The following is a 17,700-nucleotide window of genomic DNA, read 5'->3' as shown; positions in this document are numbered from 1 at the left end:
ACAGATTACGCGTGGGTTTCCCGCCAGTCATCGAGGGTATACAGCGTGGCGCCCGCGGCGGCCATCTCCATAAACGCCTGGCTGCTGTCCTGCGGCTGCAGGTTAACGCCGCGACAGCCGTCGATGATGACATTGACCATATAGCCCAGCGCCAGGGCATCCAGCACGGTGAATTTGACGCAGTAATCGGTGGCGAGGCCGAGCACGGTCAGTTCCACGATGCCCTGGCCGCGCAGCCAGCCGTCCAGTTCAGTTTTCTGCCGGTGACCGTTGTCAAAAAAAGCGCTGTAGCTGTCAATGACCCGGTTTTGCCCCTTATGGAACACGGCGTTGATCGCCTGCTGTTTGAGCAGCGGATGCAGCGCCGCGCCTTCGCTGTGCTGTACGCAGTGATCCGGCCAGAAGGTCTGCGCCAGGCCGTCGAGTTCGCCCTGGGTGTAGGGTTCCACCTGGTGCTGGCTGGCGAAGCTGCCGTGATCCGCCGGGTGCCAGTCCTGGCTGGCGACGATGGGCTCGCCGCGCGCCAGGCTCCAGTCGATAAGCGCATTAGCCACCTCGACGGTACTGTCGCCTTCAGGAACCGCCAGCGCGCCGCCGGCGCAAAAGTCGTTCTGCAAATCAACCAGTAACAGCGCTCGATGTGCCATACGTCCTCCTTAAGCCTCGTCGGGGGTGAGTTCGCCACGCAGATTTTGCTGCATCGCCGCGCGAATGGCGTCAACATCCAGCTGCTGGCTAAGCAGATAGTGTAGCTTGGTCAGCGTCGCTTCCACCGTCATATCGAAACCACTGATGACCCCCGCCTGGGCGAGGGCGTTGCCGGTGGCATAGCCGCCCATGTTCACTTTCCCGGACATGCACTGCGTCAGATTGACCACCACAATACCGCGCTGGCTGGCTTCCGCCAGCACCTGAATAAACTCGCCATTCTGTGGGGCATTGCCGACGCCATAGGAGCGGAGGATCAGCGCTTTCACCGGCTGGCGCAGGAAATTGCGTACCACGTCGGCGGAGATACCTGGGTAAATCGTCACCACGCCAATCGGCTGCGGGGTGATGGGGTGCACGATAAGCTCTCCGCGGCCCTGCGGCGCCGGCGGGGTACCGAGGCGGCGGATATGGATCCCGGCTTCCAGCAGCGGCGCGAGGTTTGGCGAGGCGAAAGCGTCGAAGCCGTCGGCGTGGGCTTTAGTGGTGCGGTTGCCGCGAAACAGTCGATTGTTGAAGAACAGCGCTACTTCGTTAATCGGATAGTTGGCGGCAACGTAGAGAGCGTTGAGCAGGTTAATCTGACCATCAGAACGCAGCTCGGCCAGCGGGATTTGTGACCCTGTCACAATGACCGGCTTGCCAAGGTTTTCCAGCATGAACGACAGCGCCGAAGCGGTAAACGCCATGGTGTCGGTACCATGGAGGATCACAAAGCCATCATACTCATCGTAATGGCTGCGGATATCGTCGGCGATGTGCTGCCAGTCCTCAGGGGTCATATCGGATGAATCCATCAGCGGATGGTATTCATGGATCGTGAAGTCCGGCATCTCCGGACGATGGAACTCAGGCATCAGTGCCAGCTGACGCTGCAGATGGCCGGAAACGGGGACATAGCCGTGTTCAGAGCGCTGCATACCGATGGTCCCACCGGTGTAGGCAACGTAAATCGATTTTTTTTGCATAGCATCGCTTAGGTTGGTCGTAGACAGGCGCAGTATAAAGAGACGCAGGAAAAAATACAGTGTCGGTCGCTGGCTTTGTGGCGGTGTTGGCAGGTGCGGGAAAAAGGCTGCCCCGGGAGACGGGGCAGCCGCTGCGTACTAACGGATGTTGGCGCAGGTCAGGCAAAAGGCATAGCGGTTCTGCGGGTCGTTAAACGCCGCCAGCTTGTCGCTCTCCGCTTTCACCGTCTCGGCCGCCGCGGCGACTGGTGCAGGCAGCCAGGCCTGAATGGCCGCCGGCAGCGAGGCGCGTACCGAGCCGGTCAGGCTATCCAGCACCATCGAGAAGAAGGTCGGCTCTTCCTGATAGTAGTTGAGGTGCCAGGTTTTCAGCTTCGCCAGCTCGGCGGCTTTAGCCACCGCATCGTCGAAGTCGCCGAGGCTGTCGACCAGGCCGTTGGCTTTGGCATCTTCCCCGGTCCAGACGTGTCCCTGGGCAATCTGGTCGATTTTCTCCGGCGTGCTCTTACGGGCGTTAGCCACCAGGGTGATAAAGCGCTGATAGCCATTCTCAATGCTCAACTGCATCAGCTGCTGCACTTCCGGCGGCAGCGCTTTGGTGCTGGAGACATCCGCCAGCGGCGACGTGGCGACGCCGTCGGTATGGACGCCAATCGACCCGAGGGTATTTTCCACGGTGTTGATTACGCCAAAGATGCCGATGGAGCCGGTGAGGGTGCTCGGGTTCGCGACGATGTAATCCGCTGGGGTGGAGATCCAGTAGCCGCCAGATGCAGCCATGCCGCCCATCGAGACCACTACCGGTTTACCGGCGGCTTTGGCTGCCGCCAGCTCTTCACGGATAATTTCTGAGGCGGTCACGCTACCGCCCGGGCTGTTAACGCGCAGAACGATGGCCTTAATTTTCGGGTCGAGGCGCGCATCGCGAATTTGCGCAGCCGTGGTATCGCCACCAACGTTGCCCGGGGTCTCCTCGCCATCCATGATGGCGCCGTTGGCAAAGATCACCGCAATGGCGGAACCTTCGTCAGACGGTGTCTTCACGTTGTAGTCGTAATAGCTGATCGCCCGGTAATTGTTATCCGTTTTGCTCCAGCCAAACTGTTTGCTCAGCGCCTTTTCCACTTCCGTGGAGGTCGCCAGCTCATCCACCAGCTTATTGTCCAGCGCATATTTTGCCGTATCGCCGCCCACTTTACGCAGGCCATCGATAATGCCCTGGGCGCCCGGGAATAGCTGCTGGGCGGTGATCTGGCGGTTGGCGGCAATGGTGTTGAGGTAGTTCTGCCACAGTTCGCCAATCCAGCGGCTGTCCGCCTCGCGGGCGGCAGGGGACATATCATCGCGAATGAAAGGCTCGACGGCGGATTTATAGGTGCCGACGCGGAAGACATGGGTGGAGACCTTCAGCTTATCCAGCAGTGATTTGTAGTACAGCCCATTGGTGGCGAAGCCGTGCAGGTCAACCTCGCCCTGTGGTGAGAGCCAGATTTTGTTGGCAAAGCTCGCCAGGTAGTACTGGCCCTGGCTGTAGCTGCTGCCGACGGCATAGACCGGTTTGCCGCTGTCGCGGAACTCACGCAGCGCTTTACCTATGTACTGCATGGACGGCTGATCGCCGCCAACGAAGTTTTTCAGATCCAGCACAATACCGGTGATATTGCGGTCATCTTTCGCCTGGCGAATGGTCTGCACGATATCGAACAGAGAGTTCTCCTGCAGACGGTCCGAGCTGGCGCCAAACAGCTGGCGGCCAATTACGCCGAGCTTGCTGCTGGCGGAAGGTTTATCCACCACCACGCCGGTAATATCCAGCAACAGCGCGCCGCGCGCGGCATGTTCGCTGGTAGTGGTGCTGAACTGGCTCCAGATACCGATACACACCAGCACCAGCACCAGGAAGATCGCATTCAGAGCCAGTTTGCGAATAAAGTTGAGTATCCGCCACGTCCATTTAAAAAAGCTGGCAATCAGTCGCCAAAGGGTTCGCATGTCTTCTCCCTAACGTTATCTAAAAAGGGCAGGCCGCAGGGGCCGCCGCGTCTGGCTATCCTAAAGAGTGAGCCGTCGGTTGTCAGCAGGAATCACCGACCACGCTGTAACAAAATCCTTGTGCATGTTAATTTTATGAAAAATGACATCACAGGAGTTATACAGATGGATGCTCTCGATCTACTGCTTAATCGCCGGAGCGCTTCTCGCCTGGCGGAACCTGCCCCGGCTGGCGAACAGCTGGAAAACATTCTGCGCGCCGGGCTGCGCGCCCCGGATCATGGCACCCTGCAGCCGTGGCGCTTTTTTATTATCGCCGATGACGGCCGCGAGCGCTTCAGCCAGCTGCTGGAAAAAGGGGCCACAGAGGCCGGCCAGGATGAGAAGGGAATAGAGAAAGCCCGCAATGCGCCGTTCCGCGCGCCGCTGATCATTACCGTAGTCGCGCGCTGTGAAGACCACCCGAAGGTGCCGCGCTGGGAGCAGGAGATGTCCGCTGGCTGTGCGGTGATGGCGATGCAGATGGCGGCCCTGGCCCAGGGATTCAATGGCATCTGGCGCAGCGGAGCATTGACCGAGAGCCCGGTGGTGCGGGCCGGCTTCGCGTGCCGCGAGCAGGATAAAATTGTCGGCTTCCTCTATCTGGGGACGCCGCAGCTAAAAGCCTCAACCACCATTGCCCTGCCGGATACCGCGCCGTTTGTGACGCGCTTCTGAGTCGGTGCTTGTGATGCCGGGTGGCGGCTGGCGCCTTACCCGGCCAACGCATCCGGCTCTGACTGTCTGTAGGCCCGCGCAAGCGCAGCGCCGCCGGGCAAGGACAGCGGGCACGGAGCCGATTTTGTGCCGGGTGGCGGCTCGCGTCTGACCCGGCCTACGTTCGTACGACCTGTCGTTAATTTATTTACCATTGTTGCTGAAACTGCCGGTGCTGACGGCCTCAACATCGCTGAGACGTTCCCGGAAGGCCGGGGCAGCCCGCATGGATGCGGGCTGAGGGCCGTGTTTTGCAGGGACGCTGCCTCGGCCCGACCCGAAGCCTGCAGGGATAAGTCGAAGGCACCACGCAGTGGCGATGTTGCTGGCCGGAGCCCGGGGGTACAGGGGGCGGCGGCGACTGGCCGCCCCCTGTGCGCTCCCTGTGCCATGAGTGACATAACGCAGACGATTAACCGGGAGCGTAAACTACGCTGAAGCCACAGATAACATAAACAACCACACTGCAGTGCTTCCCCTCACCCTGGCCCTCTCCCGGAGAGAGAGGGAACCGTCCGGCTGGCCGCGCAAGCGCAGCGCCGCCGGGCGATGGCAGCAGGCTCGGAGCCGCATCTATGCCGGGTGGCGGCTCGCGCCTGACCCGGCCTACAACCCCTACCATTCGAGTCAATCGCGGTTTTTGTAGCCCGGACAAGGCGCGCCAGGCGCCGCATCCGGGAGTTCAACGGCGATGACGTTACTTCTGCGTTTTGGCGAATTCGTCTTTGGCTTTCTGCAACTGCTGCTGGAAGGCCGGGTTGGTGTGCAGCGTAGCGACCACCGCGGAGCCGACGATGCGCGCCGCATCGACATCGCTCTGCCAGTGATAGCCGCAGATCACCCGGCTCTCGCCGAGCTCATAGCCGCGCTTCAAAATTTCATTTTGCCGCTGCGGATTGATCTCCGCCAGCACCAGGGCGGTGGCCCAGCCGATAGAGGTATGCCCGGACGGGTAAGAGCCGTTTTTCGACAGCTTGTCCTGCTCGGTGGTGTTGCAGGTGGAGACGCCATAGAACGCAAACGGGCGAATGCGCATGTATTTCTCTTTCGCGCCGCGGGTCGCCAGATCGCCGGCGTCTTCAATCATATTGGTCAGCAGTTTGTGGAGCTGAGGCGCGTCTTTCTCGGTGATTGGGGAACCAAAGGCGCTGGAGAAGGCATTGGCCACGCCGCCCGCGCTGAGGTTAGCATCCTCTGCCGCCAGCTTCCCGCGCTCGGTATTGCGCAGCAGACGCCCCTGCTCATACATCGCCTGATCGTTTAAAAACGCGATACTGCCCACCGCCGGCGGCGGCGGCAACAGCGCCAGGCTGTCGATGGCCTGGGCATTGGTCAGATAGTAGAGATCGGGCTTGGTGGTGACATCGTTCCCGGGGGGAACCAGAGCAAAGGCGTTAACGGAGAAGAAACTGGCCAGGCAAAGGGCAAGAACACGCTTTTTCATTAGAATTTCCTTACGTCATAATCATTCCAGAGAAGACAGTTCTGTGTTGTCACATTTCTGTCATCTTTAAGTAAAAGTGAAAATGGTCGGGAAAAAATTGCCGTGTCTCGCAAAAACGGCTTTTTGTCTGCTTAATGAGCAACCATACGCGATTTCAGACTGTCGTACTTACCACCCTGGCGTTTGGGCGCTAACATAGCGGGATTGCAATGACAGGAGATGTCCATGAGCGAGCAAGCCATTCGTTTAACGCAATACAGCCACGGAGCCGGTTGTGGTTGTAAAATTTCCCCGAAGGTGCTGGAAACCATCCTGCATAGCGAGCAGGCGAAGTTTGTCGATCCGAACCTGCTTGTCGGCAACGAAACCAGCGACGATGCCGCCGTCTATGATCTTGGTAACGGCACGTCAATCGTTAGCACCACCGATTTCTTTATGCCGATTGTCGATAATCCGTTCGACTTTGGCCGCATCGCCGCCACCAACGCCATCAGCGATATTTTCGCCATGGGCGGGAAACCGATTATGGCGATTGCCATCCTTGGCTGGCCGATCAACACCCTGGCGCCGGAAATTGCCCGTGAAGTGGTGGAGGGCGGGCGCTTTGCCTGCCAGCAGGCCGGGATCGCGCTGGCGGGCGGCCATTCCATTGACGCTCCGGAGCCGATCTTCGGTCTGGCGGTCACCGGCGTGGTGCCCACCGAGCGCATCAAGAAAAACAGCACTGCGCAGGCGGGCTGCAAACTGTATCTCACCAAACCGCTGGGGATCGGTGTGCTGACCACCGCGGAGAAAAAATCGCTGCTCAAGCCAGAGCATCAGGGACTGGCGACTGAAACCATGTGCCAGATGAACCTCGCCGGCGCCGCGTTTGCCGCCATCGACGGGGTGAAGGCGATGACCGACGTCACCGGCTTTGGCCTGCTCGGCCATCTTAGCGAGGTGTGCCGCGGGGCCGGCGTGCAGGCGCAGCTGCGCTATGCCGATATCCCAAAACTGCCGGGGGTGGAAGGCTATATTGCCGCCGGCGCGGTGCCGGGCGGCACCGGGCGCAACTTTGCCAGCTACGGCCATCTGATGGGCGAGATGCCGGCGGAGTGGCGGGACCTGTTGTGCGATCCGCAGACCTCCGGCGGCCTGCTGCTGGCGGTGACTCCGGAAGCGCAAGCCGAAGTCCAGGCCGCTGCGGCGGAGTTCGGCATTAAGCTGGCCGCCATCGGCGAGCTGGTCACCGCCCGCGGCGGACGACCCATGATCGAGATCCGTTGATTCGATGCGGTTGTTTATTGCGGAAAAACCGAGTCTCGGTCGGGCTATCGCCGATGTGTTGCCTAAACCGCACCGCAAAGGCGATGGCTATATTGAGTGCGGCAACGGGCAGGTGGTCACCTGGTGTATCGGCCATCTGCTGGAGCAGGCGCAGCCGGACGTCTACGACAGCCGCTATGCGCGCTGGAATCTCACCGACCTGCCGATTGTGCCGGAGAAATGGCAGCTGCAGCCCAAACCCTCGGTCACCAAACAGCTCAATGTGATCAAGCGTCTGCTTGGCGAGGCGCAGGAAGTGATCCATGCCGGCGACCCCGACCGTGAGGGGCAGCTGCTGGTGGACGAAGTACTCGATTACCTGCAGCTGGCGCCGGAGAAGCGTCAGCAGGTGCAGCGCTGTCTGATTAACGATCTCAATCCGCAGGCGGTGGAGCGGGCGATCAATCGCCTGCGCGCCAACAGCGAGTTCGTGCCGCTCTGCGTGTCGGCGCTGGCGCGGGCGCGTGCCGACTGGCTGTACGGCATCAATATGACCCGCGCCTATACTCTGCTGGGGCGCAACGCCGGCTATCAGGGGGTACTCTCCGTGGGGCGGGTGCAGACCCCGGTACTTGGCCTGGTGGTTCGCCGTGATGAAGAGATTGAAAACTTCGTCGCCAAAGACTTCTTCGACGTGAAGGCGCATATCGTCACGCCGCAGGAGGAACGTTTTGTCGCCACCTGGGTGCCAAGCGAAGCCTGCGAACCTTATCAGGATGAAGAAGGGCGTCTGCTGCATCGTCCACTGGCTGAGCACGTGGTTAAGCGCATCGAAGGCCAGCCGGCGCTGGTGACCGGCTATAACGATAAGCGTGATTCCGAACCCGCGCCGCTGCCGTTCTCGCTGTCGGCGCTACAGATTGAGGCGGCCAAACGTTTCGGCTTCAGCGCGCAAAACGTGCTGGATATCTGCCAGAAGCTGTACGAAACCCACAAGCTCATTACCTACCCGCGTTCGGATAGCCGCTACCTGCCGGAAGAGCACTTCGCCGGCCGTCATGCGGTGCTGAATGCGATTGCCGTCCATGCGGCGGACCTGCTGCCGCAGCCGGTGATGGATCCGGAGATCCGCAACCGCTGCTGGGATGATAAAAAGGTCGATGCGCACCATGCGATTATCCCGACCGCCCGCAGCAGCCAGGTCAAGCTCACCGATAACGAAGCGAAGGTCTACCACCTGATCGCCCGGCAGTATCTGATGCAGTTCTGCCCGGACGCGGTGTTCCGCAAATGCCAGATTGACCTCGAGATCGCCAACGGCAAGTTTGTCGCCAAGGCGCGTTTTCTGGCAGAGGCTGGCTGGCGGACGCTGCTGGGCAGCAAAGAGCGCGATGAAGAGAACGACGGCACGCCGCTGCCGGTGGTGGCCAAAGACGATGAACTGCTGTGCGAGAAGGGCGAAGTGGTGGAGCGTCAGACGCAGCCGCCGCGCCACTTCACCGACGCCACGCTGCTGTCGGCGATGACCGGGATTGCCCGTTTCGTGCAGGATAAAGATCTGAAGAAGATCCTCCGCGCCACCGACGGTCTCGGCACAGAAGCGACCCGCGCCGGGATTATCGAGCTGCTGTTCAAGCGCGGTTTCCTGACCAAAAAGGGGCGTTATATCCACTCCTCGGACGCTGGCCGGGCGCTGATTCACTCCCTGCCGGAGATGGCCGCGCGTCCGGATATGACCGCCCACTGGGAATCGGTCCTGACGCAGATCAGCGAAAAGCAGTGCCGCTATCAGGACTTTATGCAGCCGCTGGTGGGGACGCTGTTCCAGCTGATCGATCAGGCACGGAGCACGCCAGTGCGCCAGTTCCGCGGCCTGGCCGCGCCGGGCGGGGCGAAAAAGTCGTTCAGCAAAGGTAAAGGCAAGCCGAAAGGGAAAAAAGCGGCAGACGATGCTGCGCCGCCGCCGCAGTAACCCGCCGGTGATCGCGAGGATGCGAATCCCCGCGGCCACCGCTTCTCCGCCAGCCAGGTCAATGGTCTACACTAAACAGCCGGGCAGGGCTTGACGACTTCCCCCCTGAATGCGTCTTCGCGCTTGCCGATAATGTTGCTCATTTCTCTCACCGGCGATAAGGAGGACCCGTGAAATATATCGCTATTAGCCAACCGGGCGGCCCGGAGGTATTGCAGATCCGCGAAGGAGAAATCCCTGCTATTGGGGAGAATGAGGTGCTCATTGCGGTGAAGGCCGCCGGCGTCAACCGGCCGGATATCCTGCAGCGCCAGGGGCTGTACCCTATGCCCAAGGGCGTCACCCCCGTACCTGGCCTGGAGGTGGCGGGCGTTGTGGTTGAGGTCGGCGCGCAGGTCACAGCGTTTACGCCCGGCGATCGCGTTTGTGCGCTCACCAACGGCGGCGGCTATGCCGAATACTGCGCCGTGCCGGCAGGCCAGACGCTGCCGATCCCGGCGGGCCTCAGCTTTAGCGAAGCGGCCGCCATTCCGGAAACGTTCTTCACCGTCTGGGCGAATGTCTTCCAGCTGGGTAAGCTGCAGCCTGGCGAAAGCATCCTGATCCACGGCGGCGCCAGCGGGATTGGCACCACCGCGGTCCTGCTGTGCCACGCGCTGGGGATGACCGTCTATGCCACCGTTGGCCAGGACGAAAAAATCGCTGCCCTACGTCCCTATGCTACGGCGATTAACTACAAAACCGATGATTTTGCAGAAAAAATCGGCCAGTTGACCCACGATGAAGGCGTGGATGTCATTCTGGATATCGTTGGCGGCCCTTACTTTAACCGCAACCTTGGGATACTGAAAAAGGATGGACGGCTGGTGATCATCGGCTTTATGGGCGGACGAATCGCTCATGAGGTTGATATTCAGACCCTGATGCTCAAGCGAGCCACCGTCACCGGCTCAACCATGCGCGGCCGGACGGCGGCGGAGAAACAGGAGATTGCCGAGGCGCTGCGGCGCCACGTCTGGCCGCTGCTTGAGGCAGGGAAATGCAAGCCGATGATCTACGCCAGCTACCCGATGGCGGAGGTTGCCGAGGCCCATGCTTGTCTGGACAGTGGTCAGCATCTGGGGAAAGTGGTGATCACGATGACGTCGTGAGACGCATCCCGGCGGGCAGCCGCCGGGATGGCGTCAGGGGAGGTTAAATCACGCCCTGGGCCAGCATGGCATCCGCGACCTTCACGAAACCGGCGATATTCGCACCGCGCACGTAGTTGGTCTGCTTCGCTTCGCCGCCGTACTGCACGCAAGCGTGATGGATATCCAGCATGATGTGATGCAGACGGGCATCCACTTTTTCCGCTTTCCAGCCCATGCGCGCGGCGTTCTGCGCCATCTCCAGACCGGAAGTCGCCACGCCGCCGGCGTTGGCCGCTTTGCCCGGGGCAAACAGCACGTCAGCTTCCAGGAACAGGTCGGTTGCGGCGATGGTGGTCGGCATGTTGGCGCCTTCCGCCACGGCCTTCACGCCATTGGCAATCAGCTGGCGGGCGGCATCGACGTCCAGTTCGTTCTGGGTCGCGCAAGGCAGGGCGATATCCACCGGCACTGACCACGGCTGCTGGCCTTCAAGATAGGTGAGGCCAAATTCGCGGGCGTAGTCGGCCACGCGGCCATGGGCACGCTCTTTAATGTCGATCAGGCGGGCCAGTTTTTCTTTGGTGAAGCCCGCTTCGTCAACGACGGTGCCGTTGGAGTCGGAGGCGGTGACCACCCGCGCGCCAAGCTCCATCGCTTTCTCAATGGCGTATTGCGCGACGTTGCCGGAGCCGGAAACCGCCACGCGAGCGCCTTCGAAGCCGAGACCGTGACGTTTGAGCATCGCTTCGGTGAAGTAGATCAGACCGTAACCGGTGGCTTCCGGACGGATCAGGCTGCCGCCAAAGGAGAGGCCTTTACCGGTGAAGACGCAGGCGCTGTTGTTGGAGAGCTTGCGCATCATCCCGGCCATAAAGCCGACTTCGCGGCCGCCGACGCCGATATCGCCCGCCGGTACGTCGGTATCCGGGCCAAGGTGGCGATAGAGCTCGGTCATCAGCGCCTGGCAGAAGCGCATCACTTCGCCATCGCTCTTGCCTTTAGGATCGAAATCGCTGCCGCCTTTCCCGCCGCCCATCGGCAGGGTGGTCAGGGCGTTTTTGAAGGTCTGCTCGAAGCCAAGGAATTTGAGAATCGACAGGTTAACCGACGGGTGGAAACGCATCCCGCCTTTATACGGGCCGATGGCCGAGTTGAACTGCACGCGCCACGCGCGGTTGACCTGGACCTGATTGCGGTCATCCACCCACACCACGCGGAACTGGATCACGCGCTCCGGTTCCACCAGACGTTCCAGCAAAGCAAGCTGACGATAGCGCGGATTTTCCTCAAGGAAAGGCCACAGGGTGGTCATCACCTCCCGGACGGCTTGAGCAAATTCGGTTTGATGAGGATCGCGCTGTTGAACGCGGGTGAGAAAGCCTTCCAGAGTGCACGTCTGATCCATAGATATAAGTTCCCCTTATGGTTGTGGTTGCATGTATTTATTATGATTCGGTCCTTGAAAAAACCGATTTTCCGACTATAACACCGCTAATCCTTAGGCAAGCAAGGAAAAATTAAGCCGACAACAAAATTTATAATTGTCCGCCCGTCATAACTAAAAACGATGACGAGGCGGCGGGCGGATCAGCGGCCGGAAAGGGTCGGGCGCTGGGCGATAAAGGCATGCAGCAGAGGAATATCGGCCGGGGCGAGATCGAGGGTTAAGGCGTCAGCGGGCAGGCACCAGCGCAGCTGAGTGTGATAGTGGGCCAGCGGTATGCCCTGAAAGTGCGGCACCCACCAGGCGTGCAGATGGATCTGGCGGCCGGAGACTTCCCGCTGATGGCTGGCGATATAGCATGCCGGGTGGGCGATGATGCCCATCTCCTCCTGTAGCTCGCGGGCCAGCGCCTGCGGCTGGCTTTCACCAGGCTCCACTTTGCCGCCAGCGAACTCCCACATCCCCGGCTGGTCGGCGTGGGGCGGACGCTGCGCCAGCAGAATCTTGCCATCCTGTTCAATAATGGCTGCGACAACATCAATCATTTTTAGCATAAGCATCAAGGTGAATAAGACGAATCTGGCCTATTATCACCGCCATAGACCTTGACTGACAACCGCCAACCCTGCTGGAGACCTCCGTGCTTGATAGCCACCTGCATCCGCGCCTCAAACCCCTGCTTAACGCTGTCGCCGGCGCGCTTGACCGCCCGGGTATTTCACCGGACGGGCTGACGCTCCTCGGTTTTGCCATCGGCGTGCTGGCTCTGCCCTTTCTGGCGCTGGGGTGGTATAGCGCGGCGCTGGTCGCTATTCTCCTCAACCGCCTGCTGGATGGTCTGGATGGCGCCCTGGCGCGGCGGCGCGGGCTCACGGACGCGGGCGGCTTTCTCGATATTGCGCTGGATTTTCTCTTCTACGCCCTGGTGCCGTTCGGCTTTATTCTGGCAGATCCGCTGAACAATGTCCTGGCGGGGGCCTGGCTGCTGTTTGCCTTTATCGGCACCGGCAGCAGCTTTCTCGCTTTTGCCGCACTGGCGGCCAGGCATCAGATCGCCAATCCCGGCTACGCCCATAAATCGCTGTACTATCTTGGGGGCCTGACGGAGGGGACGGAGACCATCCTGTTGTTTGTCCTCGGCTGCCTGTTTCCGGCGTATTTCGCCTGGCTGGCGTGGCTGTTTGGCGCGCTGTGCTGGCTGACGACGGCGACGCGCATCTGCAGTGGCTACCAGACCTTAAAGCGGGTAACGACCACAGCGTAAACGGGGTATCGCGCGTCGCCGAAAAGGGGCGACGCGCTGAGGCGGGGCGAGTTACTGACTGCTTTCCGGGCCGCGCGCTCCGCGGGCGACCGGATTGTGCGGGTTGCTGCTCCATTCGTACCAGCCGCCGTCGTACACCGCGACGTGCGGCCAGCCCATGGCGCGGGCATACATAAAGGTTTCCGAGGCCCGCCAGCCGGTCCCGCAATAGAACGCCACCTGCTGGCTCGGCAGAATGTTCCACTGGCGCCACAGCGTAGCGATATCGTCAGCGCTGCGCATGGTGCCGTCCGGGTTATGGAAGTCTTCCATGTGCGTGGAGTCGCTCCCGGCGTGGCTCCAGCGGGCGCCAGCGATGTCACCCTTCGGCTTGATATAGCTGTAGCCGCTGGTGGTGCCGATAAACTCCGGCCACGAGCGGACGCTGACCAGCGAGGCGTCCTGACGATGCAGCAGCCCGCGGGCTTGTTCGGTATCCAGCATCAGCTGCGGCTGGCCGGGGATCGGCGCGCCGAAGTCCTGCGCCGGCTGCTGCGCCGGCGGCATGCCGCGCTCGACCGGCAGCCCGGCGTCGGACCAGGTCTGCCAGCCGCCGTCAAGCAGGCGCACGTCTTTGACCCCGGCGTACAGCATGATCTGCGCCACCCGCGCTGCGGCGTAGACGTCGCGACCGTAGAGGATCACCGTGGTGTCATGCCGGATGCCGTGCTTCGCCAGCATCGCTTTCAGCTGTGCGTCGGACACTTTATTCCACAGCGGTTCGCTTTCCACCTCATTGGTATCGATATAGCCCGCGCCAGGGATATGGCTCAGCAGATAGAGTTTCGGCGCTCCCCAGGCGGCTTCGAACACTTTCCAGTCGCCGGTCGGGGCGGCGGCTACGCGTTTTCCCTGCTGCAGGTCGTGCAGCCACTGGGGGTAGACCAGCTGTTCAAAGTGCGGCAGCTTTTGCAGGCGGTTGGTCTGGCTCAGCGCATCGCTCAGGGTGCTGAGCCGGGTGAAGCCCGCTTGTTTCAGCCGCGCCGCGACGCTGGCATTATCTTCCGGGTTGCCGTACAGCGCGACGGGGGTATCCGGCTGGATCTGGTGCTGCTTAGCCCAGGCGCGGAGCTGATCGTCGCTCATGGCGCCGAGCCAGCGGGCGGAAAGATTCAGGGCCTGCGGCTCATGACCTTCGGGGCCGTTGGCGCGCTGAGGCCAGCCGTTGTAATAAGCGCTCAGGCGGGTGTCAATGGCCACGCCGTGCTGCTGTTGCAGGTGGGAGAGAGTGAGCGCTGGCATGGTTTCAGCGGCGCAGGTGGTGGAAGCAGCAAGCCCCATAAGCAGGGCGAGTGCGGTCAATTGAGAAACACGTTTCATCGAAATGCCCGACGGTAAAAAGTGGAGGGCGTATTCTCCGCTCGCCAGGCGCCGATTTCTTTGCGGTAACGCAGGTTTGCACGCTATTGCTCTTCATTGCCAGGTCTCCATCGCCAGGCAGCGTCCCGCCGGCGGACCGTCCTCGCGATCGTGGGTCACCAGGATCGCCGGAATGGCCTGGCGGGCCAGTTCCTCAAAAACCCAGCGGCGGAACGCGGCGCGCAGGGTGGCATCCAGACGGCTGAAGGGTTCATCGAGCAGCAGCGCCTCGGGGCGCGCCAGCAGGGCGCGCAGCAGGCTCACCCGCGCCCGCTGCCCGCCGGAGAGCGTGGCCGGGTCGCGTGGGGCGAAGCCATGCAGCCCGGCGCGGCTGAGCGCTTGCTCCACTGCGGCTTTTCGCGCCTCGCCGCGCACACTCTCCGGCAGCGCCAGCTGTAAATTTTGCCCGACGCTGAAATGGTCGAACAGTAACGGGTCCTGAAACAGGATGCCGATGCGTCGATGCTCCGTCGGCAGCGTATCGCAGCGACGTCCATTGAGCCACAGCTCGCCCTCGGCGCGGAAGTCGCCGGCCAGGGCGCCAATCATCCAGGCAAACAGCGTCGATTTTCCGCTACCGGAGGGGCCCATCAGCGTCAGCACTTCTCCAGGCGCCACCGAAAAGGCGACCTCCCGCAGCAGCGGCTGACGTTTCACGCTCAGGGTCAGATGGTTTACGGTTAGCACTAGCGAAGTCCTCGTCGATAGCGGCCCGCCAGCCAGGCGAGAAGGGCCGTCAGGGTAAAGCATACCGCCGGCAGCAGTAATTGCCACAGCGCCTGGGCGGCGAGCGTCTGCACCTCGCCGCCGCTGCTGAGCGCCACCGCCTGACTGGTGAGCGTCGGGATACGGCCTGCCCCCAGCCATAGCGTCGGCAGATACTGCGCGATGCTCACGGAAAAGCCCACCGCCAGCGCGGTCAGCAGCGGGCGGGTCAGCGAGGGCAGGGTCAGCAGCCAGAAAATACGCGTGGGCCCCCAGCCGAGCGTGCGGGCGATTACCGCCATCCGCGGATCGCGCTGGCGCCAGGCCGGGCGCAAAATAAACAGCATCCATGGCACCACCCACAGCAGATGGCCCCACAGGACGGTCCACCATTCGCCGTCTAGCCAGGCGTACAGCGCCAGCCGGTACTGGCCAGCGGCCAGCGGCAGGGCCGGGAGGACCAGCGGCAGCCAGACCCAGCCATCTCCCCGCGTCGGGCCGCAGGCCAGCCACAGCAGGCAGACAGCCGCGCCGAGGGCGCAGGCCGCCAGCGCCAGGCCAAGGCTGTTGCCGAGGGCATCCATCTGCGGTGGCGCTGAGCGCGCCAGCCCCGCCAGCAATAGCGCGCCCAGCAGACCGCTCAGCGGCAGCAGCGCCGCCAGCAGGCGGCCGGGCAGGGCATGAGGATGAGGGTGACGAATACCGCGCAGATCGGGCTGGTACTGGCGCTGTATCCGCCACCCTCCCCAGGCCACCAGCGCCAGCCCGCCGAGGATCGTCATCAGTAACAGGCTGGCCAGCGCCCCTTTGGCCTGCTGCAGGTCATCGCCCTGGCTTAACCACTGCCACGCCAGCACGGCGAGAGTGGGCGGATTGCCGGGCCCCAGCACCAGGGCGACATCGACCGCCGACAGACTCCAGGCGGTGGCGGCCAGCAGCACCATGCCGAGGGCGGGCAGCAGGGCGGGCAGCACCAGCCAGCGCAGGCACTGCCAGCGGCCGTAGCCGAGGCTCTTCAGCGCGGTCGCCTGGTCGGCGAGGCGTTTCTCCCCCAGCAGGCCATAGATCACCCACAGCACAAAGGCGCTCTCTTTCAGGGCCATCGTCAGGCCAAGCCCGATGCCATACCGGTCGAGCGGCGGCGTCAGAAGCGGCAGCCACTGCCAGATCCAACCCCCTTCGGCGAACAGCAGCAGCGCCGCCGTCGCCAGGGCAAGATGGGGTACCGCCAGCAGCAGCGGCAGACGGGAAGCCAGTCGCCGCCAGCGGAGCGAGGGCCAGAGGGCAGAGACGACGGTCAGGGCGATCAGCAGCGCGCCGCCGACGGACAGCAGCGTCGAGACGAGCGTGGCGGCCAGCGCCTGGCCCAGCTGCGGGTCGGCGAACAGCGCCCGCCAGTGGGCCGGGGAGCGCGCAGCGCCCACCAGTTCCCCGGCGGCGGGGAGCAACGGCAGATAGATCGCCGCCATCGTCCCCCAGGCCAGCAGGATCAGTGGGTTCCGTAGCGGCGCAGCCATTCCTGCTCCAGCGCGTCAACCCATGCCGCGTGCGGCTCGGCAAGCACCGGCGGTAGATCCTGCGGCACGGTAGCCGCCAGCGCCTGACGCTGGCCGTCAGGCAGACGCTGCGGGTCCAGTACGCTCGGATCGCCCCAGACGGCGGCATCGGCCTTGCGCAGCTGCGCTTCAGGCGAGAGCAGGAAATTGGCCACCACTTTGGCTCCAGCGACGGCGCGGGCGTTAGCCGGGATGGTAACGAAATGGACGTTACCGAGGGTCCCCGCGGTGAAGCCGAAGCTGTAGCTGTCCGTCGGTAATTCGCCGCTGGCGGCTTTCTGCCGGGCGTGCAGCGGGTTAAACGTGAGTGATAAGCGGAGGGTGCCATTGTTGAGCATGGTATCCATCCGTGCCGGCGACGCCGGGAAATCCTTGCCCGCCCGCCACAGGGCCGGGTGCAGCGCATCGAGATAGCGCCACAGCGGGGCCGTGACCGCCGCGAAGGTCGCCGTCTGCGGCGGCTGGCGCAGGGCGGCCGGCTGGTCGGTGAGGGCGATCAGCAGTTGCTCCAGGAGGGCGGTGCCGGTGAAGTCCGGCGGCCGCGGGTAGGTCACGCTGCCGGGATGGGCTCTGGCGAAGGCCAGCAGCGCCTGCGGGCTGGTGGGTGGCTGCGGCGTTTGCCCGCGGCGGGCGATAAACGTCAGCTGGGCGCTGCCCCACGGCGACTCCGTACCGTCGGTGGCGACAGAAAAGTCCTCCCGAACCGGCTTTTGCAGATCGACAAAGCGCCAGTTGGGCAGCGATTCGGCCCAGCCGGTGAGCAGCAGGTTGGCCTGCTTAAGCGTGCGAAAGTTTTCGCCGTTGATCCACAGCAGATCCACCGACCCGCCCCGGCGACGGCCGGCCTGCGCCTCGCTCTGGATGCGTTTCACTGCGTCGGCGGCGTCGGCGACAGGCACGATACGCAGGTCGATCGCGTAGTGGCGTTTGACCTCCTCGCTGACCCACGCCAGATAGCGGTTGACGGCCGGGTCCCCGCCCCAGGCGTTAAACCAGACGGTCTGCCCGCGGGCTTCCGTTTGGATCTGCCGCCAGCTGTCGTTGGCATTAACCGCCAGCGGCCAGAGCAGCAGCAGGCACAGACAGAGGCTGAAATCACGCAAACGGCGCAT

Annotated in this window: 15 protein-coding genes; 5 read left to right on the top strand and 10 right to left on the bottom strand. The window is 62.6% G+C overall.

The genetic code is table 11. The features are described from left to right. Positions 1-5: 5 nt before the first annotated feature. The 3 genes from pncA to sppA all read right to left on the bottom strand — a co-directional run bounded on the left by pncA (position 6) and on the right by sppA (position 3,668). Positions 6-647: a bifunctional nicotinamidase/pyrazinamidase gene (gene pncA, locus AC3EMD_RS15910; protein ID WP_032732820.1), complete on the bottom strand. Its 642-nt coding sequence runs from the start codon at positions 645-647 to the stop codon at positions 6-8. Between the two features lie 9 nt (positions 648-656). Beyond that, positions 657-1,676, bottom strand: coding sequence for an asparaginase (gene ansA, locus AC3EMD_RS15905; protein WP_008807624.1), 1,020 nt, complete (start codon positions 1,674-1,676; stop codon positions 657-659). Between the two features lie 138 nt (positions 1,677-1,814). Continuing rightward, the gene (gene sppA, locus AC3EMD_RS15900; RefSeq protein WP_046622221.1) at positions 1,815-3,668 is read right to left on the bottom strand and encodes a signal peptide peptidase SppA; all 1,854 of its coding nucleotides are present in this window, start codon (positions 3,666-3,668) and stop codon (positions 1,815-1,817) included. 165 nt (positions 3,669-3,833) lie between these two features. Between sppA and AC3EMD_RS15895 the strand changes: the two genes are divergently transcribed. Beyond that, positions 3,834-4,385, top strand: a complete 552-nt coding sequence (locus AC3EMD_RS15895; protein WP_008807622.1) for an NAD(P)H nitroreductase — start codon at positions 3,834-3,836, stop codon at positions 4,383-4,385. 736 nt (positions 4,386-5,121) lie between these two features. On the opposite strand, the gene phoC is transcribed toward AC3EMD_RS15895, so the two are convergent. Further along, the gene (gene phoC, locus AC3EMD_RS15890; protein ID WP_008807621.1) at positions 5,122-5,868 is read right to left on the bottom strand and encodes an acid phosphatase PhoC; all 747 of its coding nucleotides are present in this window, start codon (positions 5,866-5,868) and stop codon (positions 5,122-5,124) included. Between the two features lie 225 nt (positions 5,869-6,093). On the opposite strand from phoC, the gene selD reads away from it, so the two are divergent. From selD to AC3EMD_RS15875, 3 genes are all read left to right on the top strand, one after another. Further along, positions 6,094-7,137, top strand: coding sequence for a selenide, water dikinase SelD (selD, locus tag AC3EMD_RS15885; RefSeq protein WP_060619121.1), 1,044 nt, complete (start codon positions 6,094-6,096; stop codon positions 7,135-7,137). A gap of 4 nt (positions 7,138-7,141) precedes the next feature. Next, positions 7,142-9,088, top strand: coding sequence for a DNA topoisomerase III (locus AC3EMD_RS15880; RefSeq protein WP_008807619.1), 1,947 nt, complete (start codon positions 7,142-7,144; stop codon positions 9,086-9,088). Between the two features lie 170 nt (positions 9,089-9,258). Continuing rightward, on the top strand, positions 9,259-10,239 hold the full coding sequence (locus AC3EMD_RS15875) for an NAD(P)H-quinone oxidoreductase (protein WP_188200584.1): 981 nt from the start codon (positions 9,259-9,261) through the stop codon (positions 10,237-10,239). Between the two features lie 43 nt (positions 10,240-10,282). Here the strand turns inward: AC3EMD_RS15875 and gdhA are convergent, their stop codons facing one another. Both gdhA and AC3EMD_RS15865 read right to left on the bottom strand, forming a co-directional pair. Further along, entirely contained in the window at positions 10,283-11,626 is a 1,344-nt protein-coding gene (gdhA, locus tag AC3EMD_RS15870; protein WP_008807617.1) for an NADP-specific glutamate dehydrogenase, read from the bottom strand. A gap of 182 nt (positions 11,627-11,808) precedes the next feature. Then, complete coding sequence (locus AC3EMD_RS15865; protein WP_038422809.1) at positions 11,809-12,219, bottom strand: pyrimidine (deoxy)nucleoside triphosphate diphosphatase; 411 nt, start codon at positions 12,217-12,219, stop codon at positions 11,809-11,811. Between the two features lie 86 nt (positions 12,220-12,305). Here AC3EMD_RS15865 and AC3EMD_RS15860 point away from each other — a divergent pair, with 86 nt between their 5' ends. Beyond that, positions 12,306-12,929: a CDP-alcohol phosphatidyltransferase family protein gene (locus AC3EMD_RS15860; protein ID WP_194394667.1), complete on the top strand. Its 624-nt coding sequence runs from the start codon at positions 12,306-12,308 to the stop codon at positions 12,927-12,929. 51 nt (positions 12,930-12,980) lie between these two features. Here the strand turns inward: AC3EMD_RS15860 and AC3EMD_RS15855 are convergent, their stop codons facing one another. From AC3EMD_RS15855 to AC3EMD_RS15840, 4 genes are all read right to left on the bottom strand, one after another. Then, a complete protein-coding gene (locus AC3EMD_RS15855; protein WP_302073587.1) occupies positions 12,981-14,288 on the bottom strand; it encodes a sulfurtransferase in 1,308 nt (435 codons plus the stop codon). A 93-nt stretch (positions 14,289-14,381) separates the two neighbouring features. Further along, positions 14,382-15,014 (bottom strand): ATP-binding cassette domain-containing protein, encoded by a 633-nt coding sequence (locus AC3EMD_RS15850; protein WP_023297432.1) that lies wholly within the window; start codon positions 15,012-15,014, stop codon positions 14,382-14,384. After that, positions 15,014-16,549, bottom strand: coding sequence for an ABC transporter permease subunit (locus AC3EMD_RS15845; protein ID WP_302073586.1), 1,536 nt, complete (start codon positions 16,547-16,549; stop codon positions 15,014-15,016). Before AC3EMD_RS15845 ends, AC3EMD_RS15850 begins: the two co-directional genes overlap by 1 nt. Continuing rightward, the gene (locus AC3EMD_RS15840) at positions 16,522-17,700 is read right to left on the bottom strand and encodes an ABC transporter substrate-binding protein (RefSeq protein WP_048964891.1); all 1,179 of its coding nucleotides are present in this window, start codon (positions 17,698-17,700) and stop codon (positions 16,522-16,524) included. The genes AC3EMD_RS15845 and AC3EMD_RS15840 overlap by 28 nt, the downstream gene beginning before the upstream one ends.

Source organism: Klebsiella sp. PK18 (genome assembly GCF_057784655.1).
Note: the sequence above shows the minus strand (reverse complement) of the source record. Positions and strands in the feature narration are given on the sequence as shown.

Bases quoted from the DNA above. Each gene is read 5' to 3' on its own strand.
- pncA (WP_032732820.1), bottom strand. From the start codon at position 647: ATGGCACATCGAGCGCTGTTACTGGTTGATTTGCAGAACGACTTTTGC.
- ansA (WP_008807624.1), bottom strand. From the start codon at position 1,676: ATGCAAAAAAAATCGATTTACGTTGCCTACACCGGTGGGACCATCGGT.
- sppA (WP_046622221.1), bottom strand. From the start codon at position 3,668: ATGCGAACCCTTTGGCGACTGATTGCCAGCTTTTTTAAATGGACGTGG.
- AC3EMD_RS15895 (WP_008807622.1), top strand. From the start codon at position 3,834: ATGGATGCTCTCGATCTACTGCTTAATCGCCGGAGCGCTTCTCGCCTG.
- phoC (WP_008807621.1), bottom strand. From the start codon at position 5,868: ATGAAAAAGCGTGTTCTTGCCCTTTGCCTGGCCAGTTTCTTCTCCGTT.
- selD (WP_060619121.1), top strand. From the start codon at position 6,094: ATGAGCGAGCAAGCCATTCGTTTAACGCAATACAGCCACGGAGCCGGT.
- AC3EMD_RS15880 (WP_008807619.1), top strand. From the start codon at position 7,142: ATGCGGTTGTTTATTGCGGAAAAACCGAGTCTCGGTCGGGCTATCGCC.
- gdhA (WP_008807617.1), bottom strand. From the start codon at position 11,626: ATGGATCAGACGTGCACTCTGGAAGGCTTTCTCACCCGCGTTCAACAG.
- AC3EMD_RS15865 (WP_038422809.1), bottom strand. From the start codon at position 12,219: ATGCTAAAAATGATTGATGTTGTCGCAGCCATTATTGAACAGGATGGC.
- AC3EMD_RS15855 (WP_302073587.1), bottom strand. From the start codon at position 14,288: ATGAAACGTGTTTCTCAATTGACCGCACTCGCCCTGCTTATGGGGCTT.
- AC3EMD_RS15845 (WP_302073586.1), bottom strand. From the start codon at position 16,549: ATGGCTGCGCCGCTACGGAACCCACTGATCCTGCTGGCCTGGGGGACG.
- AC3EMD_RS15840 (WP_048964891.1), bottom strand. From the start codon at position 17,700: ATGCGCCGTTTGCGTGATTTCAGCCTCTGTCTGTGCCTGCTGCTGCTC.